Here is a 24,858-nt window from a genome sequence, read left to right as displayed (position 1 = left end):
AAGTAACCCTCAGAAAGATGAGGACATAAATTCCCAGAAGACCTAGATTGAGTATGAGAACTCTTTTTCATAAACCACCACTTTCTTTCGTAAATTGCCGGGATCTGCTTGATCCCGGCATCATTAATTTATCTGCTCATGCCTAACGACTGCTTTTTAACATAATCAACAAAATTCAGTGAACCAACCTCCTTTTTCAAATCTTATAAACTCATAAATCAGTTTACCGGATTAAGTTTAATTTCTTACTTTTGATTTCATAAATCATATCAGCCACATTATCAAGCAGCCATTGGTCATGGGTGATAAACACGATAGTTCCCGCATACCCCTTCATCAGTACTTCCAAAGCCTCTAAGCCTGGCAGATCAAGAAAGTTGCTGGGTTCGTCCATTAACAGAATATTATACCTGCCCATGAGCATTTTGGCCAGCTGCAATTTGATCATTTCGCCGCCGCTTAAAACAGCTAACCTTTTGCCAATATCATTTTGGACAAAACCCATTGAGGCCAAAACGGAACGGATTTCTGAGATATTGTAATCACAATCCTCCATCATAAATTCCATGACCTCCTGATTACGGTTGTACTTGTAACCATTTTGGGCAAAGTAACCTATTTCAGCTTTAGGAGAAATTGAGATACCTTCTTCACGGTTTAATATCATTTGGATTAAGGTTGTTTTTCCTGAACCATTACCTCCTGTCAGTGCCGCTTTCGCCCCAAGGGGGATACTGAAAGATGCCTTTTCCAATAATACCTTATCTCCAAACCCTTTATTGATTTCTGTACCAATAATTGGATAGGGATTATGAAGTTCAAGGGTTTTACTCTGGCGAAAACGAATGGTGCGGATGTTCTCCGGAGCTTCCGCCTCCCCTAAAGCTGCAATCCTGTGTTCCATGGACTTAGCAGCATTAAACAGTGTTTTTTGCTTGCTTCCCATGGTTTTCTGATGTCCCAGGCGTCCGCCGCTTTCAGAACTATTTTTCTTTGCCGCACCTTTGGCTTTGCGATCCATTTTACGTGCCTGCTTGCGCTTTTCCTCAGCAGCTCGTTCCAATCTGTTCCGTTCAGCAACGAATTGTTCGTATCTCGCAGCCTGGCTTTGGCGTTCTTCCTCTTTGTGGCGGAGATAATCGGAATAGTTACCCCAGTACTCTGTAATTTTTCCGTCGTTCAGTTCCCATATTTTATCAACCACCTCATCAAGGAAATAGCGGTCATGGCTGATCACGAGTAAGGCGCCGGAGAAATAGTTCAGCTGTCCGATTAAAAAATCCATCCCTTCACGGTCTAAATGACTGGTTGGTTCATCTGCCAAGATGCCATGCACCTGTTCCGAAAGAGCTTGGGCTATTTTAAGCCTTGTTTCCTCCCCGCCGCTCATGGTCTGTACTTCTATTTGACTAACACCCAGTTTACCGATGAGGGCAAAATCTTTGACCTCTTCTAAAATGGCTTCCTCTAACTGAGGGATATAGGCCAACCTTCCCAGACGATTGATTTTACATCCCGGCAGGGTTAATTCTCCCAACAGCACCTTGAGTAAGGAGCTCTTGCCTGCGCCATTTGCTCCCACCAAACCAATGCGGTCATAATCATATAATTCTAATTCATCAATATCCAAAACATCGCGGCCTGTATATTCCAAACGAATGTCTTTTGCTTTTACGATTAATTCCATGATCGTTCCTCCTGTCGAAAATCGCATGTTTTCATTGACCTGTTCGCAGGGAAAACCCTGCGATTTGAGCAGGAAGGATTATATGAATATATAATACATAAATGTTCCTCCATATTATGAAAATACTTGCACACTATCCAAACCGGCAATTCCATATAGGGCAATAAAAAGCAGACTAAAATCCGCAGTGCGGGCTTTTAGTCTGCATATCACGTCAAAGAGACATTGGCCAAAAGGTATAACCTCAAATGGTTACACTTCACCCCTATCTATGTCTCAATTCGCAAAATAAGCACAACAAAAAAGCCCACCATGGATGATCTTACCGCTTCTTTATTGCCAGCTTATCTTAAACGAATAGAATGCATAGATAAAATGTCCTCCTTTAATTTAAGTAACTAAGTTCAAGTCATGTTATCATGAATAATCTATTACTGTCAATTTCCAAAACAAAGCTATGGCCTCCGTGTGATAGAATCCTCTTTAGCCATTACCTCATCTTGTACAGCTTTTGGAATAATTATCTTACCATAAAGGTTTTTACAACAACAATCCGATTATGCATTATCCATATCCTCTACTAATTCATTGACGTTTCGGTAGGGAAAGACAGAAACCTTGTTGGAACTAAGATATCTGACGAAATCCTCTTCGGTCATTTCGGCAAGCTCTGCGCTTTGACCTATTGAAAGCCTTTTGTCTTCAAAAAGTTTTAACGCAGCCCAACGCTTCATATTTAGGGCAAGTTCGTTGTCAGATTCACGAAGCGTCAGTAATATCTCATTAGGCACAGATATGTTAATGTTGATATTTTTCATTGGTACTCTCCCTTCAGTTACTCGGAATACCTTATTATACCAAAGAGAAAGCCTTGATGGTGTCTTTATTTCCTTTTTTAACCAGGGGGGGTGGAAGAATGCGCCGTCAGTTATGCTGCCTACATCCTCAAACTGATGGAAACAGCGGAGAAGACTTGCGCCGGCCCCACGGTGCTTTTTGAACACCAGCTTGACTTCTCCAAGTATGTGGAGGGCGGCTTCGGGACGGGAGACTGCGTGGTTACAACAAACAACTGCCTAAAGCTACAGATATAAAAAATGTCATCCCCAATGAATACGAGAACGGCTTTGTTAGTCTCATTGGTGTTGACTTAGATGAATACTCTCTTGGTATTCAGTAATTATAATATAGAAATAATAATTTCAGCAGCCTTAGCCGGCCGCTTTTTATAGCAAAAAGAATGGAACCAACGAAAAAGATGGCAGATAACCCGTGTGGGAATTTTTTATAACCTTGAACCCTTGATATCTGCGGATAGTAGGCAAACGGTCTCCACATACCTTGAGAATACAAAAATGATGTCGTACCTTTCTGTAAATCCTCTTCCCAACTTTTGTGAAAAAAAGTTAATTCCGCATTTGGGTTTGTCAAAGACACTGCAAAAAGTAACTTGACGGGATTATGATGCAGCTATTGCTTTTCGAGAAGATTTATTACTTCGATAAATTGGAAATTTATCTTTCTGATTCTAATATGGCATATTCCAATTCATCTTCCCATATTATATTACCATCCTTAACATATTTACAATTTTGTATAAAATATGCTTCCCTGCGCATATTGCATTTTTCTAAAGCTCTCCATGAGCCGATATTTTTAGGGTGACATAATGCACAAACTCTATGCACATTTAATACATCAAAACTATAATCAATTAAAGCCCGTGTCATTTCTGTTGCATAACCCTTACCCCACTCTTTTTTTAATAGCAACCAACCAATCATTGCTGTATCAGTTTCATAATCTAAGTGAATTCTAGAGCGACCGATTTTTTTCTGATTATATTTCAAAATTACTGCCATTTCAAAATTCACTTGTGGTTTCTCGTCCTAATCATATATAACTTTATTTAAATGCTTTTGAGCTTTCTCTACATTCATGACATCATTTGGCATATATCTCATTATTTCTTCATTAGAATAAAGACTCATAATAATGTCCAAATCGTCTTCATTAAATGGTCGCATTGTTAATCTTTCTGTTTCAATCATTGTAATTACACCTTACCTCTACAAATTCCTGTTTGTCCGGTACTTTTCGTCTATAATTAGACTGAAGTTCAATGAATATTATAGTATAAAAAACGGAAGCAGTCATTATTTTACAATGGGTTACTTCCCGAACAGCGTTTAGCAGCGTAATATTTATCCCAAGTTAATGATATAACGCTTGTTTTTTATCAGGAAAGAACTAAAATATTTATGTTCAGAAGTTAGGACTGTTCTCTCCCAAACTCCTCGTAAAGGCGCATCAATTTTTCAGCCCGGTTCTGGGAAAAGCCGACTTCCTCTTTCAGCCGCGATTAAAAACGGCGTACGCTCCGGGATAATATCCCTCATCTTATTTCACGAATCCTTTCTCTTCATTTATCCACATAATATGGGATTATCCCCACAAGGATGAAACGTCTTCTCCCGGGCTTGTACCAAGAATCTTACGCGCGTAAGATTCTTGGTACAAGCCCTATCTTTGACATGACAAGCAGGCAACAACCAAGGTAGTCAGCCTTTAGTACCTTAGGGGGCAAGACCCTTGCCATTACAGGCTCTCATAGAGATTATTGGTAACAGAAATTTATGTAGAACCGATTAATGTGTTTAAATAAAAAACAAAGTTGAAATTGGGGTGAAGGACTTTCATAGGGAGTAATTGACTGACACCTTCAGCCATTGCCCCGCTCCCCATTGGCAAATGGCTGGAGAGTTATTTAACGGGAACTACTCCTTTCAATTCCTGATACAGAGCCTTCGTTTTTTCCCCATCCTTAAAATTAAGATAAATATCTTCTTGGCTCTCCCGTTCAATCCATAAGGTAGGCGATGCTCCAGATTTAACAAAAAGCAAAACCTTCCCAAGATCAGGAGAATCAAAGTGGCCTTTCAAGGATTCACTAAATCCTCCATAGCCATTGGTCCGGCGGCCGGCCCCCAGGTCTGCCACACTTTTCTCGATCAGGGATATGGAAGAAATATCGGAAAAGTCAACACTCAAGCCATACATGCCAGCAATTCGGATTTGATTATCCGAAATTTTGACTACAGGTTCTTTCTCCCCATAAAAAAGCAGTCCACCTACGAAAATAAAGGTCACAGCAGTAAAAACCAGGGCAACGATGATACCGCCTCGGGAAGTGGTCTTTGGCATTTTGGCGGACATTCTGACTGATAAAATAATTGGATCGGCTATGAGAATAACCATAAGGATAATCGTTCCCCAACTCAATTTGAAATAGATCGTGAGACCTAATAATGCTAAAGCAAGCGCAGCTCTGAACATTAAGTTTCCGGCAGCTTTTGAAAGCTCCCTTTTATCGATCAGATCCCGCTCTTCTTTGGACATAGTGTTGTATCCCGCCAAAAGCATAAGCCCTTTTCCCTTTTTCAAGAATAAGCCCAGCACAAGAAGCAGGACAGCACAAACCTCCATTATGATCATGCTCAACATTGCTTACCCCTCCTCTCATAGATTGAGTATGAGAACTCTTTTTCATAAACCGCCGCTTTCTCTCGTAAATTGCCGGGATCCGCTTGGTCCCGGCATCATTAATTTACATAATCAACAAAATTCAGTGAACCAACCTCCTTTTTCAAATCTTATAAACCTATAAATCAGTTTTAATTTCATAAATCATGTCAGCCACATTGTCAAGCAGCTGTTGGTCATGGATGATAAACACGATAGTTCCCGCATACCCCTTCATCAGTACTCTCTTTGTTTATCCTTTATCAAATCTTTTCTAGACAGCAAAACTTTACGAGAAATATAATTCTTCGAGGAGGATTAACTTATCCGTCATTTACTAATATTCAGCAATTCTGGGACAATTTGCAGTTGGTGATTGGTATCCCGGCGGCAATGCCGGGTCCACACGGATGGATATGAGGTGTATCATAAATTAAATTCCGATATAACAGTGGTTGGATGCCTAGCTCATCTGCGACGGCGGTTCACAAATTGCATCCAGTCTCTTTCGGAAGAAGAAAAGAAAACAACGGCTTCTTATGAGGGACTTCAATTTTGTGATACTCTTTTTGATATAGAGGAAAGGTTAAAACACTATTCCATTGAAGAACGTCATCGAAAACGTCTTGCCTTATTAAAACCGGTAATGGACGCTTTTTTGGCGTGGCTTAAAGAGATGAATAAAAATGCTGTTCCTAAAACCCATTTCTATGAAGCGGTAAACTATGGCTTAAACCAGTGGCCATATTTTGAAAATATTCTTTTAGACGGAAGGCTTGAACTCTCGAACAATTTGGCCGAACGGAGTCTTCGTCCGTTTACAATCGGGCGCAAAAACTGGGTTACGATGGAAACGCCTAGGGGAGCAACAGCCAGCGCTATGATCTACAGCGTTTTGATAACAGCCAGAAACAATAATCTAAAGCCCTATAATTATTTGGTGTACGTATTGAAACAAATGCCGAATACGGATTTCATAAACCATCCTGAACTGATCGAAAAATTTGTTCCGTGGTCAACAGAGTTGCCAGCAGACTGTTACAAACAAGATAAAGCCTAAAATGGATCCAACCTAATTGGTTGGATTTTATTTTTTAGTCAATGTGCCTACTATTTGACATTTACGAATTTCTAAGCCGGTCTACCCTATAATAGTTAAATAAAATGGTTGCCTATCGTTTTCGGCAGGCAACCATTGATTCTCTTAGTCTTACCTTACGTACATCAGAATCTATACATTGACTGGAGGTCCTAAGATTCCTCAATGCATTCACACTTTCCAGTTCCCAACCACATTGAGTTGCAGTGTCTGCAAGAATTAGGTCAACAGGAATTTCAATACCTGCATAAGCCGAAGTGCTAACGATGAACCACATTACTGCTCCACTTGATGCAACACGATAGCATTCACGAAGTATTTCTTGCATATCAGAAAAATAATTGTGTATCATTGCAGGAATGTTTTTATTCCACAAGTAATTTTCTTTATCTCTTATTTTTGTGACAATGTCCGTAACCCAACTCGATGAACAAGGAGTATTATCATTCCAAGCATATTGCACATGCGATCTCAGTGTTTTTGAGCGTAAATGACGTAATTGGTCGTTAGTATTAACGAAACCACCTAAGAATAATTCTGGCCGGTACACATCACTATAATCAAATGAGTTCAGGTATGGGGGAGAAAAAGTGATTACATTGGCAACTTTATTTTCAATACTTTTTAAACCGAGCCTTGAATCGTTATTAATTATTTGAGCTTTCTCTTCTCTAATTGGTGTACGTACTAAATCCTCAATGATCATTTTTGAGAAGCGAATAAACGACTCTCTTAATTCAAGAGAAGAATAACCAAGCGTTTTCCAAGATTTTTTATACCGCAAACACTTTCCATCTCTCTTGGCGTTGCAACAGTCCATAGTAGCCGCGTATAAGGCAAGAATAAAAAAATCGCGATGATTATCAATACTACAATTATCTATACTCTGTCTTAATGCTTCATAGCCACGCAACACACTTCTATTAAATAACCATTTTTCATTTTTTTCAGATGGGGAAAAGGTAGAAAATCCCTCAAGAATATTTTCTAACTCCATTGGACGGCATGAAAGTATAGATTTTAGCTCATCTTCGAGTAATGCAATATCTTCAGAAAAAGATTTTGTCTTTGTTCTACTTATAAATGCCATAAAAGGATTTACTTCAAACGCTAACGCTTTATACCCATTCTGAACTCCAACCAATGACGTCGTGCCTGACCCGGAAAACGGGTCGAGAATAACCCCAGAATTTAAATTAGTAGTTGATTCATAGTGCCTAATCGCCCTTGAGACGAATGCATCGCTATATCCTTCTTTAAATTCATACCACCTATGTCGAGGCTTATTAAAATTATTACTAAAATTTGGAATACAGTCATCATAGTAATCATGTTCCCATATCGCGTCTACCATTAAATACAAGCTCCTATCTCGCTGCCACTTTTGGACTCAAGCCAAACAATTCGATAGTCAAGTCGTGCTATTGGTTCATTGAGAGTAAAAGTATTCGCTTTTTCTGATTCTTTTCTTCCATCATAACAAACCACACAACCTTCTAACGCACTGGGTTCTCTCTCAAGGTATGTGCACACTTGGCGAATTCCTTCCTCAAGGCGTCTAATATCATGACTTGACCCACTAGCATTTATCCCCATCCATTTTACTTCAATTATAAGATGATCTCCTGACGATATACTTGTAAGTTCTATGTCCGTTCTATCAACACCTGATATCTTACCTACTTCGGAAACCACTCTTGCATCATGAATATTATCATTCAACCACTTAGCAAGAAAGTTTTGTAATATTTTCTCTGTTTGTCGATTGGCAATTAATATTCGCTTACTTCTATCAATCCATATTTCATCAATTTTATTTATTAATTGTTTAGTTCCTTGTTCTTCAATCACTAACTTATAATCTCTATAGCTTCGAGCATTCAGGCCTATACGATTTCTGGTTGTAACCTCAGGATGAACAAAGTTATAGAAAGCCACACAACGCCCTTCTCTGTTATATAAACAAATTTCCTCTCCAAAAACATATAATGCCGGTATCGCATTATCATAGCAATAATCACAAACATCCACGATTTCTGAGCTATTTAGTCCAGAAATAGAAAACATAATATTTAAATCAAGATTAAAACACTCAATTCTTTTCGAAATCAAATTCCATAAAGTCTCTGGATTCAGTAACTGAGATTCTTCTGATGGCAACGATAATTTATTTAGTATAAATACATACTGTCTATTCCCATATTTAGAATGAAAATCAAGCAAGATCGGAAACAGTTTTTGTATCCAATCTTGAATATCAATTTCTGGCAAGTCTAATTGTCCAGCAATATTTGCAAAAAGTGATTTTATCTTTTTTGCAGCAATCATATTATCAATTCTTGTCAGCATTTAAATTGCCTCCTGTACTGCCTAAAAGTATTTCATTGCGCATACTCAAATAGTCAATATACATATCAGTGGCGAAATTTATATCCATTTGATTATCATTAGTTCTCAGATAATGTTCAAGCAATGAAAGATAACTATGACCAATATTTTCACAAGCGATATTCAAATTATAATAATAACCATGCCTTTTAGCGTTAAGATATACTGGCTCAGCATATACAAGTTCTTTCACTTGGTTTAATAAATTTCGTTTAACTAGACTATAAATTACTCCATCAGCAATTTTAGCTCGATGACAAATTGACTCAGATTCTTTCAGCATATTTTTAGTCCATGCTAGCCCGCTTTCAGTCAAACAATAATTGCATGTTATGGATTTATTAACAATCTTTATATCTTTTGTTTCCGTAATATCCCTAATTGTTAAAGCATCAAGTGCATTCTGAATATTTTTATCATAAGGACCATAAAAATATGTTTGATGACCGTTTTTGCCGGACAAAACAAATAAATATGCACTCATGCTATCTACTAAGTAAATAATTTTCTGTATTTCAAGCCTCCCCAATAATATATCGTATTTATTTGCCGCTATTAAGCAAAGGGTTACATCTTTGATGCGTAACAAAAAATCATTATTCATTATTCTACCTCTTTTATAATAGCATCTCGTATTTCAAGTAATTGTTTAGAGGCGCTTTGTATTTCTGATAACTTTCCATACGTTAACAAGTCGAATATATCAATTTTGATTTTTTGTTTTTTTGCCTCTTTTATCAAAGTCTGAGCAATCCCAAGATATTGCAAATTATTAGTTAATACCATAGTTCCACCCTTTTGCATGAAAGTCATAAACATTTTTACGACATTGTCAATATAGCTTATATCTAATGCATTCTCAGGTGTTTCGCATATAAATGTAGAATCGATATTGCTGATTGCTTTATTCAAAGCGATCAGCGACATTCTAAAAGCAATATCTAAAAAAAACCTTTGTGCCTCCGAGCAAGTTTCTGAGGAATCGCGATCTACATTGCTAAAATGTGGAACTAAATAGTTCATATTAACAAAGCTAGCTTTACTTTTAATAAACTTGAGTTCTACTGGTATACCTAGAAATTTATAGGCCAGATCACTGTAAATACTATGTAATTGCTCATATCTTGTTTGAAAGTTAGTAATGAATATATCATACATTTTGTCTGCCTGTTTTGTCATTTGAGCAATTTCTAGCTCAAACTCTTTCTCTTGTTGGCATAGATTTATATATTCTTTGGCTATTAGTTCTTCATCTACAAAATCCATACTTTCATTTTCATCGTTTTCATCAATTGTATAGCCATCAGAATAACCAAAGTCTAATTCCGATAATTCATTTCTAAATGTTGAAATTTTTTCTTCTATTTGCGTCAGCTTAGTGTTACTTTGAGATATTTGAATATCCAATGTATTCCTTGCCGTAATTTTCTCATTTAGTTGAGAGTTTAAATCATCTGAATTAAAGTTAGCTGCTGTGGCTTGATGCTTTGAAATAGGTTCTCCACATACGAGGCAATCTCCCCTTTTAATACGTTCTTGAATTATGTTTTTAAGATTATCTGATTTTTGGTCACATGAAGGACAATAACCTGTTTTTAGCGTTTTATTAAAAACTAAAGCATTTTTTTCATCATGCTCAAGTAAATGTTCTCGTAAGTAATCAGATTCGGTAGAACGTATCTGATCCCCTATGATTAAAATGTTTTGAACCAACTTATTGCGTGCTTCTTGATCAGATTTTATCTTGGTATAAAGTTGTTTACTTGTATCAGTCAATTTTTTAAGTTTTGTCAACAAGTCCTTTTTATTTTCTATGTAAGCACTCGCGTCAGAATTATTTTTTGAATCATTGCTTGTTTCCTTTACGTTTTGCAAAGCCGCACTCTTCTCAATACGACCAATATCCCAGCCTATTTTTCGCTTATTACTATCTTTTAACTTAATTAATTGCCGTAAAGACCGATACTCTTGCTCTACAACAAATTCATTATTTATTATCATAAGTGCTCGAATTTGTGCATTATAATCCCACAATAATGAGCGACGATTCTCAGGTAAATAAAGTAATCTATTTATAATAAAAGAAAAATCATTAACACTATTATAATTTCCATATTCTATAATAGCCTGATCAAAAATAATATCTTCACTATTATTTTTAGTGATCATAGCACATTCAAGCACCCGTGGGGAATTAAATCCACGCTTTACTTTTAGATACTTTTCGCCTAATAGAAAATCTATCCAGATATAAGCATCAGCGTTTATTCTGCCTTTAAAATAAGTATGATCCCACCTGTGTAATTTTGTTTCCTCAACTTCTATATTGTTAGTACCACCAGTTAGCCCATAGACAATACATTGGAGCAATGTAGTCTTTCCTAACCCATTCCCTCCAAGAAGAATGCTTAAATTATTTGAAAAGCTAATTTCAAATTCATTACTTGTAAATATTTTATCAAATCCATGAAGTCTCAACTTTACTATTTTAGGAAATATTACAGCCATAATAATCCTCCAATCCAATAATTTGAAGTTACTTCATAAGCGATAGAGAATTTTCTTTTATTATGCCATATTTTGGACAAATATGACAGAGTTATTTAATGATCTAACATTCCTTCCATTTACTTACTTATGACCTTACTCCATGCTGTCATTCCAGAATAGTCTTTTCTTCTATAATCTTGAAAAATCAGAATATAAGAATTAAAATCTGTACTTATCAGCTTCATTTCTGATTATGCCATCTTCGTAAATTTTAAAAATCCCTTGCATATCGGCATTTTTATGTAGTCTTTAGGTAATAAAAATTACTTTGATTTTTGATCCTTAATCACGTATTTACGAATTTTACCTTATTTCTAGATAATAATTTTAAACCAAAATACAATCCATCCATAGTATGCTTGCCAGAAGAAATTACAACAGTAGAAGCTTTACCTTTCTTGAAAATCAAGATAAATAATTACTTTTTTATAAATACATGACTTGAACTTGATCTCTCCTGAATATTCTGTTCGACATCTCAGTGAATTAGCGCACATATAACTGTTAAATTAAGCAGCCATCTCGACAACTGATCACCTTGAAAATGTGATCTATTCTTCTCATGATCCAAGATAAAATTCTTGATATGGGGGCGGGATGCGCTCTATTATCAAATCCTCTAACAAAGTAAACGCCAGAGGTGATATTAAAACAACGGTGTCAGAGACATCCCTGTCTAATTGAGACTTCCAATTAGCAAATATCCCTTTGGCGTTTGCATCTCCATAACTCCAATGCTCTTTACTTCCGTTTCTCCCTTTACATTGCTGGCTTTCACGACTGCCATCCTTTTGCCCAATCCAGATATCTACTCCTTTTTCATCCCCACCGATAGCTTCTAAACTAATATAGTCTGATTTTTCGTCGAGGACTTTCAGCATTTGGTATATTACCCATCTGATTTTTAATTTGTTTCCACTTTTATCTGCTCTGCCTCCTAATTCATAGGGTATACCAAACACCTCTTTCGATTCTTGGCTGATATTTCTACAAAACTCTTACTCTAAATGGTTATATTTACAATCGTTTTTGTCAAGAGCCTGTTTTCCTTCTCAAAGATAGCTCATTAAATCTACAACATTAAACACGTCAAAACCCTTTATTTATAAAGCTTTACGCCCTTTCCAACAGACAGACCGTTTCTGTATGGCTCGTTCACGCAAACATATCCACCAGCTGTATTTCAAACCCTGTATAAACCGCCCTGCATAACTCACAGATTCTGTGTCAACCACAACGATACTCCCCTGCTTTCAGCAACTGGTTCTGCTATGAGCAATCCCAAAGGCCTAGTCGCTGAACCGATGCCACCAGATCTGGGAAAACTGCACGGGGCGCTGTCTATAAGATATTTTTTATATTCTTTTGCTGAATTTTACCTCGCTTGTCCGAGAATCTTACGCGCGTACGATTCTCGGACAACCACCCCCAGGGGGCATCCGTCATCACTGATAAAACTTGAAAGAGCCAGTGCTGGCATAAAGTACCCGGATAGGGTTGTTTTAGAATTATAGAAAAAAATAAATGCCCGTATGATGGACCGCTTATGAAATCCATCAACAGGCACGGCATTAAGTATAACCCTCCTCAACAACAATTCTGATACTGAGTTTTCAACATCCCCGCAAAAATCCCCTGCTTGCTTGTTAATTCCGCAGGTGTGCCTGTTTCTTCAATCACACCGTCTTTAATCACCACAATTTTATCCGCTCCCAAAACCGTTCTCATGCGGTGGGCAATAATCAAAACCGTCTTATTCCTGACCAGCTCCCCCAGCGCCCTTTGGATTTTGCTCTCATTTTCCGCGTCAAGAGAAGCCGTCGCTTCGTCAAGGAGGATAATCGGCGCGTCTTTCAGAATGGCCCTCGCTATGGAGATGCGCTGTCTTTCTCCGCCGGATAATCGTTCCCCGTTTTCCCCGATCAACGTGTTATAGCCTTGGGGAAGCTTTTTCACGAACTCAGCGCATTGGGCCAGCTCAGCGGCCTTGATGACTTCTTCATCCGTTGCATCCTTTCTGCCCAGACGGATATTATCCATAATACTGGAATTGAAAAGGGTCACATCCTGAAAAACAATGGCATAATGATTTAACAAAGTTTCCGGGTCAACCAGAGAGATATCCCCTCCCCCCAAAGTGACGGTTCCTTGATCTATATCCCAGAATCTTGCCGCCAGCTTGGCTATGGTGCTCTTTCCTCCCCCGGAAGGCCCTACCAGTGCTGTCACGTCACCCTGCCTGGCGGTAAAGCTGACATTCTTCAAGGTCTGCACCCCCTCTTGATAGGAGAAGCCGACATTCTTGAATTCAATATCGTAGTTTTTAGGACTGAATTCAGTGCTTCCTTCCTGTCTGGGCATTTTATCCATCTCTTTCATCCGGTTTATCCGTACGTTCAGATAAAGCAGCAAGGCCAGGTTATTCATCGTCTCCATAATTGGGTTGTAAATGCGGGCCGTCACCACCAGGAACACCAGGTAAGTAAAGACACTTATCTCTCCAGTTGACAGCAGATAGGCACCGTACAGCAAAACACTGGGCAGGCCGAGCTTTAGTAACACATAAGACAGGTTGATAAACGCCCCTATCAAAAGCTCACCTTTAATCATCAGCCTTTCCAAATTGTCCAGCATGGCGTTTAACTGACTGGAAAAAGCCCCTTCCCGGTTATAGGATTTGATTTCCTGGGCGGAATCAAGCCCCTCCTGAATTTTATCCCCAATCTCCCGTTTGATCTCATAAAGCCTGGCATGCATCGTCTTCTGAAGCTTTCTCGACAGGTAAAAGACCAGAACCGCCACAGGCACTACCCAAAATACGGCCAGGGACAGCTTCCAGTTGTAGAAAAACATCATCACGCCCATGATCAGAACCGTGGATACGGCGGCATAAATTTGCGGAACCGAATGGGAAAAGAGGGTTTCTATTTGAGTCGTATCCTCCATGATGGTTGAGCTTAAATCCGCGATATCCTTTTTGCCAAAAAAAGCCAACGGCAGCTTCCTCAGGGTTTCAGCCAGACTGATCCGTCGTTTGGCGCTCTCTTCGTAAATCCTGGTGTAGGTTGAATTGTATTGAAAATAGGCAATCACCAGCATCACCAGAAAGAAGGCTGCCGACATAACGGCATAGTAGACCAGACTGTTTTGGGGGGTGTTGGCAGGATTAAAAAGCAAACCCAGGTATTCTTCTAAAAACATAAAGCCGAGAATTACCGGAGCCATAAAGCTGAGATCCATGCAGACGGTCCAGATAATGGCGGCCAAAAGATCCTTGGCCCCTTTTTCAGACATAGCATACTTGTTTTGAAAATAGTTAAGCATTTTGACCTCCATCCTCCTGTCCTTTAGCGTTTATTTTCCAGGCCAGGGATTTCTGGTATTCATCCCACATCCCTTTGTAGATACCGCCCATCTGCAGCAATTCTTCCTGAGTTCCTTCCTCGGCGATTTTCCCGTTTTCAATCACCAGAATCCTATCTGCGTTTTGCACACTGGTCAGGCGATGGGCGATCATGAGGGTCGTTTTGCCGCGGCTCAGCTCTTTCAGAGCTTTTTGAATCAAATGCTCATTCTCGGGATCGGCAAAGGCTGTAGCTTCATCTAAAAGGACGATGGGGGCATCCTTGACAATGGCCCTGGCAATGGCAATTCGTTGCTGTTCTCCCCCGGAAAGATAGGTGCCCTTTGAGCCGATCTCAGTGTCAAGCCCCTCGGGCAGATTGGCAATGATTTCCCCGGACTGAGAAGATTCAATGGCTTGATGGATTGCTTCCTCTTTGACCTTTTCTTTGCCAAAAACAATATTTTCCCTTAAGGAAGCTTTAAATAGCTTCGTATTTTGAAAAACCAGGGCCATGCTCTCCATCAGTTCTTTTTTGGGAATATCCCGGACATTAATTCCCCCAACCAGAACTTCACCGGCATCCGCGTCCCAGAAGCGGGCGGCCAGCCGGGCAATGGTGGTTTTCCCTCCCCCTGAGGCTCCAACCAGGGCTATAGTTTCCCCCGGGTTTAATTTAAAGCTGATGTTGTCCAGGGCGGGATGGTCGCTGCCTGCATAGGAAAACACCACATTTCTGAATTCCAGACTGTAGTTTGGAATAGTTTTGCCTTTCTCCCTATAGCTCAGGCCGGGATACTCTGTCAGAGCATCCAATCTGTCAATGGCTTGCTCGGCTATCAGGGTATTCTGCCGGAAATACATGGATTTCATCAAAAGCATGGCAAAGATTGGCGATACAAGCATATAAAAGGTAAAGTCGGCCAGGACAAGGGGGAGGTTATCTCCTCTGCCGATTAAAAAAATCGCCATGGGAATTAAGAAGAAGGCGGCGGATTGCATCACTGCGCTGTAAAAGGGCATGGGCTTTCGCCAAAGCAGGGTATAAGCGTGGACCATCTCTTTATATTTGATGATGCTGGCATAAAAGCGCTTAAATGAAAAAATACTTTGGCCGAAGGTTTTAACCACCGGGATACCCCGGATATATTCCACGGATTCGGAACTCATTTCTTCCAAAGAGTCATAATACATTCTCTGAAATCGTTGGCCTTCAGCGCTCATCATAAAGCGCATGGTGATAAAGCCCAGAATAATGGGCACAAGGGAAGCCAGCCCCATTCTCCAGTCTACGATCAGGATCAGCGCGATCAGCAGCGCGGGGGACACGAAGCTGCCTGCCATATCCGGAAGCTGGTGTGCCAAAAAGCTATGGGTTGTTCCAGCCCCGTCATTGACAATCTTGCGGATTTTTCCGCTGGCATGCTGATCAAAAAAGCCCAGGGGCATAGAGAGTATTTTGTCCATACCGACTTTTTGCATGCCGATTTCGACGCGAAAGGCGGCAAGATGGGAGCTTAAGAGGGCCAAGAAATAGACGGCCACGCCTCCTACCGCACTCCCAAAGGCCAGCCAGGCATAAAAGCTGACCTTGGCCAGACTCATGGACTGGGTAGAGGACAAAATATCCCGGGTTATATACCATACCAGGACAAAAGGTACAATGTTAAGGACTGCGGACAGCCCCGACAATACCAGGGATAAAGGCAAAAGGGTTTTTTTGCTGCCCATATAAGGTGTGAACCTTTTTAAAATGAATTCTTTTTTCTCTGCAGGCATAGGTCTATCCTCCTTTTCCAATCACTAGGGCTGGGGATGCTGAAGTACGGAATGTGACATTTTACAGAAAAACCAGGTGGACGATTCTATCGTTGAAATTATTTTTAAAAGCCGGAATTAAAGCCAGCCAGCCCATCCATTTCCATCTCTTCCGGTGCAAATCAAAGAAATTCCATTCTTCAAGAAAGCGGATTTGAGGATTTAAAACCTCCATATCCTTGCCGCTTCTGATCCCCCATTGAAACCTGGCTTCCGTTTTACGGACTGTTTCATGCTTGCCGCCGAATTTCACCAGAAAGCGGGGCAGCATTTCAAACAGCAGGTGGGAACCGGGAAACAGTTTGGTCAGGTGCTCCATCAGTTCCTTCATCTCTTGCTCCGTGAAGTACATAAATACACCTTCCGCCAGCAAGAGAATTGGCGCTCCTTCCGCCTGAACATCCCGCACCCAGGAATAATCAAACACGGATTTGCCGATCATCCTGTACCTGCCGCTTTCCTGGAAAAAGTTCTTGCGGATGCCCATAGGCTCGGGAAGGTCCAGGTCATACCACCGGATTCTCCCGTTATCCACTCTTAAATAGCGGGTATCCAAACCACAGCCTATGTTAACGATCACCGCCTCCGGATGCTTTTGAATAAATTTTCTCACCTCCCTGTCCAATATTTCTGTTCTGACGGCAACACCTGTTTGGGTTAGCCAGGAACCCTTGAATTTTGAGAAGTCATAGTCGATCTTTCCGACCATTTCAACAGCCTTTTCATCCCGGATAATCGGCTTTTTCTCCCTTGTCTCCGCTGCTCTTGCCCATAAAGGGATCAAGAGAGTTTCAGGCACCCCTTGCAAATTCCGGTGCATTCTTTGTCACGTCCTTTCCTGAGCGGTTTTGTTAACACCATGCTCTTGTTAACACTATGCTCTTTTGTCTCTCTCCTTCTGTTTTCTGATATCCTCATCCATGTCTCCTGTCAGCACACCGACTTCTCCCTGTTTCAACCACCATCTCCTTTCGGCCTTGTCTGGGTCCAGCCTAACGTCAAAGCCCGTTTAGCGAATAGGGTTTGCCCTTTTTTTAGTAAGTGACCACAGGCTGTCCCCATGAGTCAATAACTCTGCTTCCGCTAACGCCGCCCATATTGCAGCCGAAACTTAAAGAAAACTTGGCTGGCACCAAGCCGCAGGCGCGGCGGCAGCCTTAGTTGCCCTTATGCTTAGAAAGTATATAACGTAAGTTTATACTTTCTGTTAGTACAGCAAAAACGGACTGATAGCCTTTCCTTGCAGTCGATTTCTTCTGTCATCTTGTCTTATTATAAAGTTAGATTAATCTAACTTTATGGCAATTTTTTTGAGGTTCATAGAACCTCATTGTTTTCTTTGCATACAAAAGCCTTACAAAAGATTGTTAAGGATTTAAAATGCTCTTCCAGCCTGCCGTGAAAAATTGCCTTAGACTCTCTATATAGCTGTCTGCCGCCTCCCTTGACATGTCATGCTTTACCACCTCAAATACCGCGGACAAAAAGGCACTTGAAATAATATGCAGCAGTTCCGGCGTAGCCCGGCCGGAAGCTAGCGCATCGTTTCCTGTGGATTCCACAAATTTCAAGGTGTACTCTACCTCAATCTCTACCATGTCATGGATAAAATCTGAGAAAGCCGTTCCCTCTGCACAAGAAATAAGCAGCTTGAATTCATCAAAATGATCATAGATATAGGCCATGAATTTCCTGACCTCTTCTGATGAATAATCATAGACACTTTCCTTTTTAGCAGCTCCCGGCAAGTGATCAAATTCCTCCTGGGCCGCTAAAAACATTGCCCTCAGTCCGTTCACAACAGGCAGCACTAAGGCCTCAAAGAGCGCTTTCTTATCCGGATAATAGCCGTAAAATGCTCCTGTCGTAACACCGGCACACTTGACAATGTTTCGCAGGGAAGCATCCTTAAAGCCTTTTTCCAAGAATTCTTTTTTACCCTCAGCCATTATTTTCTGCAATGTAGTTAAATCATCGCCCTCCACCTCAGCACCGCCTATATAACAATGTTATGTAACACCGTTATACTACACCCGCTGGGTTTATTTGTCAAGCGCTAGTTCATAACGAAAATTTACCTGCCAATCATGCACTCCTTCTCTCTTACAAGGAGAAATCACAGCTTCTCTTGCAACGCCTTGTGGAGAAAATCATGGATCTTCTCCTTATATATCATGCAGCCCTGAGTTTATCCCGGCAAACTGGGTCATAGGCTAATTCCTTAAAGATCTTGAAGAAACTTTCATAATAAAATAGGTAAAATCTTCGCAGGCTACTACCACCTTTTCCTTCCCTTGCGGATCAGTATAGGTTCCCAGCAGAGTTTCCTGGGTCTTAAATCCGAGAGATGCAAAGATATGGCAGGCGAGGTATTCGCTGATACATCCGTTGATGTAGCTCATTGCTTTATTGCGGCTTGAGACGGGAAGAAACTTCAGCATGTAGCTGCTGCCCCCATAAAGAATATTGATTTTATTTCCATTCGCTCCGCCGTAGGCTCTGAACCTATTTATTTCACATGATGTAAAGTCAATCATGAATACTCTCCTCCTTTCCGCCTAAACCAAGATATTTTTCGCGCAGGTAGCCTGCCTGTTCCTCCGTAATTAAGCCTGACCAAAGGTCGGCATTAATGGCTCCATATAACTCATCCCACAAGCAGTCAAGATGCAGCACCTGCTCTTTTTCTCCCTGCAAGTATTCTTTGATTGCTTTTTGAATACTCCCCGACAGTTCAGTTTCCAAGTACATTTTTCTGTTCGGTTTTCCATCGGCTGCGCTTTTCTCCGGCTCTGTTTCCAGCGCCAACAGTTCCTCGATGGATAGACCAAGTGCTTTGGACAGCTTGAAAAGCGTCCTTGCGCCGCATCGGTCCAGATGTGTTTTTCCGGAATAAATATCTGCAAGAGTTGTCCATGGAATCCCACTGATTTTTGATAACCGATAACGGGACATCTGCATGTCATGCATAAGCTGTTGTATTGTCATTTTCATCACCTATGATCATATTATCGACGTTCCCATATAATGTCAATGCATGCCATAAAAGCAGGCACTGCCAACAAAACCCTCAGTCCGCTGTTATCCGGAAATTTCAATCCACGCTCCCATGCTGGGAGCGACGATTTGGTAATACGTCAGGATCTTCTAACCTAGTATTTCAATCCACGCTCCCATGCTGGGAGCGACTTAGCCAATTGCATCACCCGCCTTTTCGACAAATTTCAATCCACGCTCCCATGCTGGGAGCGACTAAATGGCTTAGGCTGTCTAAGCCTAGAGCTATATTTCAATCCACGCTCCCATGCTGGGAGCGACGTCCCGGCATAGTAAACTTTCGCCGGCCACTGGATATTTCAATCCACGCTCCCATGCTGGGAGCGACAGCAAAAACTAATTAAAATCATCTCATTTTAAAACTATTCACCGATTTTGTGACACATTTCTTTCAAGTACCACTTCTTCCTTCACTATTCTCTACACTTTTCAACAAATTTCTTCAAATTTTGAGGTGCGAACCTCCCAGGGATTTTATGTTCACTTCACATTCGCACTAAATAATTCCGAGTATCCAACAGTACCAAAACTCTTTATGTCTAACCTACCTTAATATTTATTTTAACTCTCTCTCCACCATTCACAACGTTATACCTTCATTATACCTCCATCATTCTCATATTCTATACAACTTCAAAAGTATTTCTTATAAATATGCCGTCATAGAATTCATATTTTGGCCACACACTTTTAGCGGTTCAGATGTTGACCAGCCGCACCTTCCCCGGGGCCAAGGATGCGAAGATCATTGATTCATCAATGATTTATTCGAATCACCGCTGTCCCTGCACTGTTTTTCCCCTCAGGTTGCAGTCATAATCCGAACTATTCATAACTACTCCGAATCACGGTTTTCATCTCGAATAGGCAGGACTTTGAGCCCGGGTACCGGCTCTTCACTCACGAATTCCCTTTCTCCCTCCTGCTGTGCTTTTAAAAGAATATCCAGGACATCGGCAACTTTAGCGGCCAGCTGAAAATACATGGTTTCAAAATCCGGCATCCTAATTTATACCCCCTATCTCAAGCAGAGGCAAGGCTCCGGGTCATAACCCGGGCCTGCCGTCCGCTTTTATAGGGGAAATTAAAAAGCGCATGGAGGTCTTGTTATGCTTCGTTATTTGCTGAATCCTAAACACCCAACCCCCATCAACCGGAAACAAACCGGCTGTCCAGCTGTGAACAGAAAAGCGGTCCGCCCTACCAATACGCGAATCAGTGAAGATACCCTTAAGAAACAGCTTTGCACAACACTTAATATGACAGAATGGGATGAGGAAGCTATCAAAAGCTCGATTGAAAGAATTCTTATTCGACATGATGGCGATTTAGAAATAGAGTATAAACACGAAATGAGGTATAGTTTGGAATATTAAGGCTATGCAAGCCCCGCTCATCTTGATATAATATCCGTATAAGTAGAATTGAGGTGAGCGGCGTGACTGAAGCTGAAAAACGGCGGGCTGAAGCAATTTGGACCTATAGGATATCGCAGGAAAAAGTTTTAAAGAGCCTTGTTGCGAGAGGAATCTTCACACAAGAGCACGCCAACTATATGTCTGATTACCTCCTTGAACAACTAAATCTGTTGGATGTCCCCGGTTCACATCTGTCCTCTATTGGAGAAAAGATGATCAACGCAAATCGCGGACACAGTCCTTATGTTTCACTTACGGATATCGCAAGAGAAAAGAATAGCAAATCCCCAGGATATCTTATTCAAAGTTGGCTGCGCAACAGCAATTCCATTGAATATTTAAGACTATGGGAGAAAAGGTTTAATCCAAGTTTTCTTGATGATGAGTGCGAAAAGCTTATTCAAACCATCCGGACAAGCAGCGCTACCCTGACTCCAAAGATATGGATCAGTGTTACCAAGGCAGTAGGCATCGAATCCAGAGCAGGCAAGAATGGTGGAACGATGGCTCATCCGGAAATCGCTGAAGCATTTCGGGCTTGGCTATTTCCAGAGGTTATGCTGAAGATGGTAAAAAGGTATAGATGCTTTCAACCTGAATTGGATGAATCACCGGCTCATGTGAGCAAGGCTGAATCCTAATATGCGGAGTTGTGGTTGAAGCATGTGCAAACCAAAATATATTTTATAAACTCATTTTCCTACTGCAATATCAAGAAGATATGGATTTTGGCTCGAAAAAGTATAATAAACATACGATAACCACGGTGTTTACACACATTGGGTGGGAGGGATATCAGGTATGCGAGTTACAGCTGCAGTCATCAACGCGGGTCTGGGAGATATATCTCTCGGCCTTGAAATGGCAGGGTTTAAGGTAGTCGTGGCTTACGAAGCGGACAAAAAGGCCCTGGAGCTTCACAGTGCCAACCTAAAGGCACCTATTTACCCGCTTCTGGTCGAGGAGATCGATGCCAACGCCTTTCCAGAGGTCGATTTGCTGGCGGCTCGGCTGCATTTGCCCCCTTTTTCCCGCTTCAGGCGCGCAATGCAGCCGTCTTGCGAGTCCTCTATATATAAACTGTATGAAATTTTGTCTGTCCGCAAAGCACGTGCCTTTTTCCTGATGCTCAACGCGGCTTCCGCCAAAAATAACCGGCTCCAAGAGCTTTTGGATACAATCGCTACTATGGGATATGAATGCATATGGAAAAGCATCGATGTGGCGCAGGCCACGGGGCTTCCGATTAAAGAGCGCACTGTTTGCATCGCAGGAACCCTGAGGAGCACGGAAAAGCTTTTAGAGCTTCCGTCGCAAAGCGCCCTGGCGCAGGAACAGCTGGAGCAATACCTACAGTTAAATCAGCCCGTCGATCCGTGGTATTTTCATATCAGGCCGGACAATATTTTGCGGCATCGGGGTGAATCGCGCCTTTACTGTTGGAAGAACCGTGCTTATGTAGAAGCAGACCTTGTTCAGTGGAATTATAGGCAAGTTCCCCTCGTCAACACCAAAGAGGGGCTCCGCAAAATTACTCACCGTGAAATCGCTAATTTAAAGGGGTTTCCAGCGCATTACACCCTGCCTGATGGCACGAACAGGCAATGGCTTTATCAAAAGCTCATGTATGCGGGCAACGTGTTTGTAATCAAACAAATAGCCAATATGGTTAATCCCATTCTGACTGATAATCCGTGGCGAAGCAGGCAAGCGGAACGCGGGATGTGGTTTGAAAATCTGGTTGGACGCTATCTTGTGAGCTTGGCGGGCGAGGAGGCCTTGGCGCAGGAGCTTCGCATAAAAGACCGGGCGGTCGACTTTGCTCTTTATCAGGGAAGCAAAGCCCTGTATTTTGAGGTAAAGTATTATAATGGCAGACTTGCTTCGACCGCCAAGATAAGAGCGGTCTGTGAACGGCTTTCACCTCTCAGGACGGATGGCGTGCCAATTCTGGTTCTTGCAAACGAGGTCCCTGATTATGTCAAGGCCGAATGCCTGGATCAACTCGGTGTTTACATATGGGACGTCGGAAGCCTGTTGTGGCTGTTTGACAAATTTGCGGACATAAAAAATGAATTTATCGCATCCCTGGACTATGCGGTCGAGCATATTGAGCCAAAGCTGCCCATGCCGGATGTGTTTCAGGGCGTTTCAAACGCTTCGGAGGAAAAAAGGGAAGAACTCGGCTGGAAGGAGAAGCTACTGCGCATCGCGCCGGGACGTGAACAGTTTCAGGAGTATGAGGCTGCCTGCATCGAGATTTTAAAGTACGTGCTGGGCGACTATTTGACTCTTTGGGAACCACAGGAACCCGCCAACGACGGTCTATACCGTTTTGATTTGTGCTGCAAGATAAAAAGTGGCGCAAATCAAGATTTTTTTGACACCATCAAGCACTATTTCAACACCAAATACATTGTGTTTGAATTTAAAAACTACAGCCAAAAAATCAGCCAAAAGGAAATATATACAACGGAAAAGTATTTGTATGAGAAAGCGCTGCGAAAGGTGGCTATCATTATTTCCCGGTGGGGTGCGGATGAACATGCGCTGCAGGCGGCAAGGGGGAGCTTGAGAGAAACGAGAAAGCTGATCCTTTGTCTATCGGATAATGCTTTGCTGGAAATGGTCGACATTAAAACGCGCAAAGAACAGGAGCCCGCGGAATTTTTAGGAGCGCTTCTGGACGACCTTCTTGTTCATCTGGAAAAATGACCGCCGCTCATAGATAGCAGAACCGAAAGCAATACGGAATAAAAAGGGCAATCATTTTCAAATTTAATTAAACTCGGTGCCGAAACGCAGATTTGCTTTCCCACTTTTTAAATCAAAATCCTTGGGCAAAGTAAATTTGCCCTGCAGAAATTCGCCGCTACATTGCGAGTTTGACGCCGTATGCGGGCGGTTCACGGCATCGTTCGTGGGTCGTCCCATAGCCTGATGTAGCCTCAAAGAGATTATCAATAGAAATCTTTTTCCCATCGTTTTTCCATAAGTGTGGTAATGGGCCTACTTTGCAGCAGGTAAAACTCCCCTCTGCCATAGCTCCACTCGATATCTTGCGACACTCCCTTAAAATGCTCCTCTATCCTGAGACATAGGCAGGCCAACTCCCGAACCTGTTGAGAGGTTAAACAGCCTCTGGCAGGGCGTTGTGTACGTACTAAAGCTGAAGAGTATTGTTCCTTTTTCAAAGCGGGAGTGAAGCTAAGAACAGCACCGTCGGGTCGTCTGGCCAGCCATTGATCAGGAATTATTTCTCCTTGAACCAAGGCCTCTCCTACACCGCGCACCGCATTAATGATCAACTCACCGGAGTTATGAGTAAGGGGGTTAACCGTAAAGACTACTCCCGAAACCTCATAGGGGGCCATCTCCTGAATCACTACGGCCAGAGCGGCTTCACCAGCTTCGAATCCTTGTAATAAACGGTACTGCACCGTTCTTGGTGACCAAAGTGAAGCCCAGCATTTTTGTATAGCTTTAAGTACGGCACTTTCTCCTTGGATATTAAGATAAGTTTCCTGCTGACCTGCAAAACTCGCACTTGGCAAATCTTCAGTGGTAGCCGAGGAACGAACAGCCACTGTCGGGCTGCCCATGCTTCTATAAGTTTCAAGTACTTCTGATCTTGAGAATAGAAAAAAGATGCCGCATCCCTCAGGTACCCCTTTGGCGACATCTTTTTTCTATAATAACCAACTGTAGTTCTGTCGGCAGTCCACTACGGCGTTGATGTAAACAATATTTCCTCGAATCTGATAAAGAAACAGGTAATGCTTTTCAAAAAGCAGCTTACGGTACTTCTGAAAAGGGATCGCATCATTCTCTAGCCACGGATTCCGTTCCGGCATAGCGGCGAGACTATCCGCCGTTTCTACAAACCCATCAACCAACCTGTTTGCAGCCGTAGCGTTCACATTTGCCGGAAAGCGCGCATGTTCGATAAGCATATCCTAAGCGGTTTCGGTGATTT

Annotated in this window: 21 protein-coding genes, 3 pseudogenes and 1 CRISPR repeat array; of the genes and pseudogenes, 5 read left to right on the top strand and 19 right to left on the bottom strand. The window is 41.6% G+C overall.

All coding sequences use genetic code 11. The features are described 5' to 3' along the window. Positions 1 to 223 precede the first annotated feature (223 nt). A complete protein-coding gene (locus DESYODRAFT_RS09145; RefSeq protein WP_007782147.1) occupies positions 224 to 1,687 on the bottom strand; it encodes an Msr family ABC-F type ribosomal protection protein in 1,464 nt (487 codons plus the stop codon). 557 nt (positions 1,688 to 2,244) lie between these two features. After that, the gene (locus DESYODRAFT_RS09140) at positions 2,245 to 2,505 is read right to left on the bottom strand and encodes a UPF0175 family protein (protein WP_007782144.1); all 261 of its coding nucleotides are present in this window, start codon (positions 2,503 to 2,505) and stop codon (positions 2,245 to 2,247) included. A 135-nt stretch (positions 2,506 to 2,640) separates the two neighbouring features. On the opposite strand from DESYODRAFT_RS09140, the gene DESYODRAFT_RS27200 reads away from it, so the two are divergent. Beyond that, the gene (locus DESYODRAFT_RS27200; RefSeq protein ID WP_083842244.1) at positions 2,641 to 2,781 is read left to right on the top strand and encodes a DUF2800 domain-containing protein; all 141 of its coding nucleotides are present in this window, start codon (positions 2,641 to 2,643) and stop codon (positions 2,779 to 2,781) included. A 420-nt stretch (positions 2,782 to 3,201) separates the two neighbouring features. Here DESYODRAFT_RS27200 and DESYODRAFT_RS09135 read toward each other — a convergent pair. The 3 genes and pseudogenes from DESYODRAFT_RS09135 to DESYODRAFT_RS09130 form a co-directional block, all read right to left on the bottom strand. Then, positions 3,202 to 3,714 (bottom strand): annotated as a pseudogene (locus tag DESYODRAFT_RS09135) (GNAT family N-acetyltransferase). A gap of 245 nt (positions 3,715 to 3,959) precedes the next feature. Then, positions 3,960 to 4,043, bottom strand: coding sequence for a DUF3102 domain-containing protein (locus DESYODRAFT_RS27195; protein WP_083842243.1), 84 nt, complete (start codon positions 4,041 to 4,043; stop codon positions 3,960 to 3,962). Between the two features lie 407 nt (positions 4,044 to 4,450). Then, a complete protein-coding gene (locus tag DESYODRAFT_RS09130) occupies positions 4,451 to 5,191 on the bottom strand; it encodes a DUF3784 domain-containing protein (protein ID WP_007782142.1) in 741 nt (246 codons plus the stop codon). Between the two features lie 394 nt (positions 5,192 to 5,585). Here DESYODRAFT_RS09130 and DESYODRAFT_RS09125 point away from each other — a divergent pair, with 394 nt between their 5' ends. Then, positions 5,586 to 6,269 (top strand): IS66 family transposase, encoded by a 684-nt coding sequence (locus DESYODRAFT_RS09125; RefSeq protein ID WP_083842147.1) that lies wholly within the window; start codon positions 5,586 to 5,588, stop codon positions 6,267 to 6,269. A gap of 112 nt (positions 6,270 to 6,381) precedes the next feature. Here the strand turns inward: DESYODRAFT_RS09125 and DESYODRAFT_RS09120 are convergent, their stop codons facing one another. The 12 genes and pseudogenes from DESYODRAFT_RS09120 to DESYODRAFT_RS28670 all read right to left on the bottom strand — a co-directional run bounded on the left by DESYODRAFT_RS09120 (position 6,382) and on the right by DESYODRAFT_RS28670 (position 20,467). Continuing rightward, positions 6,382 to 7,662 carry a class I SAM-dependent methyltransferase gene (locus tag DESYODRAFT_RS09120; RefSeq protein ID WP_007782140.1) on the bottom strand — a complete coding sequence of 427 codons (1,281 nt, stop codon included), beginning with the start codon at positions 7,660 to 7,662 and terminating at the stop codon, positions 6,382 to 6,384. Then, positions 7,662 to 8,657, bottom strand: a complete 996-nt coding sequence (locus DESYODRAFT_RS09115) for a hypothetical protein (protein WP_007782138.1) — start codon at positions 8,655 to 8,657, stop codon at positions 7,662 to 7,664. Before DESYODRAFT_RS09115 ends, DESYODRAFT_RS09120 begins: the two co-directional genes overlap by 1 nt. Further along, positions 8,641 to 9,300, bottom strand: a complete 660-nt coding sequence (locus tag DESYODRAFT_RS09110) for a hypothetical protein (RefSeq protein ID WP_007782137.1) — start codon at positions 9,298 to 9,300, stop codon at positions 8,641 to 8,643. Before DESYODRAFT_RS09110 ends, DESYODRAFT_RS09115 begins: the two co-directional genes overlap by 17 nt. Further along, on the bottom strand, positions 9,300 to 11,204 hold the full coding sequence (locus tag DESYODRAFT_RS09105) for an ATP-binding protein (protein WP_007782135.1): 1,905 nt from the start codon (positions 11,202 to 11,204) through the stop codon (positions 9,300 to 9,302). Before DESYODRAFT_RS09105 ends, DESYODRAFT_RS09110 begins: the two co-directional genes overlap by 1 nt. Before the next feature lie 602 nt (positions 11,205 to 11,806). Continuing rightward, positions 11,807 to 12,127, bottom strand: a complete 321-nt coding sequence (locus DESYODRAFT_RS09100) for a hypothetical protein (protein ID WP_157137143.1) — start codon at positions 12,125 to 12,127, stop codon at positions 11,807 to 11,809. Between the two features lie 706 nt (positions 12,128 to 12,833). Next, the gene (locus DESYODRAFT_RS09090) at positions 12,834 to 14,570 is read right to left on the bottom strand and encodes an ABC transporter ATP-binding protein (RefSeq protein WP_007782129.1); all 1,737 of its coding nucleotides are present in this window, start codon (positions 14,568 to 14,570) and stop codon (positions 12,834 to 12,836) included. Next, the gene (locus DESYODRAFT_RS09085; RefSeq protein WP_007782125.1) at positions 14,563 to 16,368 is read right to left on the bottom strand and encodes an ABC transporter ATP-binding protein; all 1,806 of its coding nucleotides are present in this window, start codon (positions 16,366 to 16,368) and stop codon (positions 14,563 to 14,565) included. Before DESYODRAFT_RS09085 ends, DESYODRAFT_RS09090 begins: the two co-directional genes overlap by 8 nt. A 61-nt stretch (positions 16,369 to 16,429) precedes the next feature. After that, positions 16,430 to 17,227 carry a class I SAM-dependent methyltransferase gene (locus tag DESYODRAFT_RS09080; RefSeq protein ID WP_007782122.1) on the bottom strand — a complete coding sequence of 266 codons (798 nt, stop codon included), beginning with the start codon at positions 17,225 to 17,227 and terminating at the stop codon, positions 16,430 to 16,432. Positions 17,228 to 17,774: 547 nt separating this feature from the next. Further along, entirely contained in the window at positions 17,775 to 18,392 is a 618-nt protein-coding gene (locus DESYODRAFT_RS09075) for a TetR/AcrR family transcriptional regulator (RefSeq protein WP_007782119.1), read from the bottom strand. A gap of 270 nt (positions 18,393 to 18,662) precedes the next feature. After that, a pseudogene (locus DESYODRAFT_RS09070) lies at positions 18,663 to 18,944 on the bottom strand (CtkA family protein); the annotation flags it as partial. After that, on the bottom strand, positions 18,937 to 19,395 hold the full coding sequence (locus DESYODRAFT_RS09065; RefSeq protein WP_007782117.1) for a helix-turn-helix domain-containing protein: 459 nt from the start codon (positions 19,393 to 19,395) through the stop codon (positions 18,937 to 18,939). The gene DESYODRAFT_RS09065 and the pseudogene DESYODRAFT_RS09070, both read right to left, overlap by 8 nt. 103 nt (positions 19,396 to 19,498) lie before the next feature. After that, positions 19,499 to 19,792: direct repeats of the CRISPR family, unit length 32 nt; unit sequence ATTTCAATCCACGCTCCCATGCTGGGAGCGAC. A gap of 507 nt (positions 19,793 to 20,299) precedes the next feature. After that, positions 20,300 to 20,467 carry a hypothetical protein gene (locus tag DESYODRAFT_RS28670; RefSeq protein WP_007782114.1) on the bottom strand — a complete coding sequence of 56 codons (168 nt, stop codon included), beginning with the start codon at positions 20,465 to 20,467 and terminating at the stop codon, positions 20,300 to 20,302. Between the two features lie 106 nt (positions 20,468 to 20,573). Between DESYODRAFT_RS28670 and DESYODRAFT_RS09060 the strand changes: the two genes are divergently transcribed. From DESYODRAFT_RS09060 to DESYODRAFT_RS09050, 3 genes are all read left to right on the top strand, one after another. Further along, on the top strand, positions 20,574 to 20,840 hold the full coding sequence (locus tag DESYODRAFT_RS09060) for a hypothetical protein (protein ID WP_007782113.1): 267 nt from the start codon (positions 20,574 to 20,576) through the stop codon (positions 20,838 to 20,840). Between the two features lie 62 nt (positions 20,841 to 20,902). Beyond that, positions 20,903 to 21,523, top strand: coding sequence for a KilA-N domain-containing protein (locus DESYODRAFT_RS09055; protein WP_007782110.1), 621 nt, complete (start codon positions 20,903 to 20,905; stop codon positions 21,521 to 21,523). Positions 21,524 to 21,683: 160 nt separating this feature from the next. Next, positions 21,684 to 23,597: a DNA cytosine methyltransferase gene (locus DESYODRAFT_RS09050; RefSeq protein WP_007782108.1), complete on the top strand. Its 1,914-nt coding sequence runs from the start codon at positions 21,684 to 21,686 to the stop codon at positions 23,595 to 23,597. A 245-nt stretch (positions 23,598 to 23,842) separates the two neighbouring features. On the opposite strand, the pseudogene DESYODRAFT_RS09045 reads toward DESYODRAFT_RS09050, so the two are convergent. Beyond that, positions 23,843 to 24,508, bottom strand: a pseudogene (locus DESYODRAFT_RS09045) (PEP/pyruvate-binding domain-containing protein); the annotation flags it as partial. Between the two features lie 63 nt (positions 24,509 to 24,571). Continuing rightward, entirely contained in the window at positions 24,572 to 24,835 is a 264-nt protein-coding gene (locus tag DESYODRAFT_RS09040; protein WP_242833583.1) for a type II toxin-antitoxin system RelE/ParE family toxin, read from the bottom strand. Between the last annotated feature and the right edge of the window lie 23 nt (positions 24,836 to 24,858).

Origin of the sequence: Desulfosporosinus youngiae DSM 17734 (assembly GCF_000244895.1) — a bacterium.
In the GTDB taxonomy this organism is placed as follows: Bacteria; Bacillota; Desulfitobacteriia; order Desulfitobacteriales; family Desulfitobacteriaceae; genus Desulfosporosinus; species Desulfosporosinus youngiae.
This window is presented reverse-complemented; position numbering and strand designations above follow the sequence as displayed.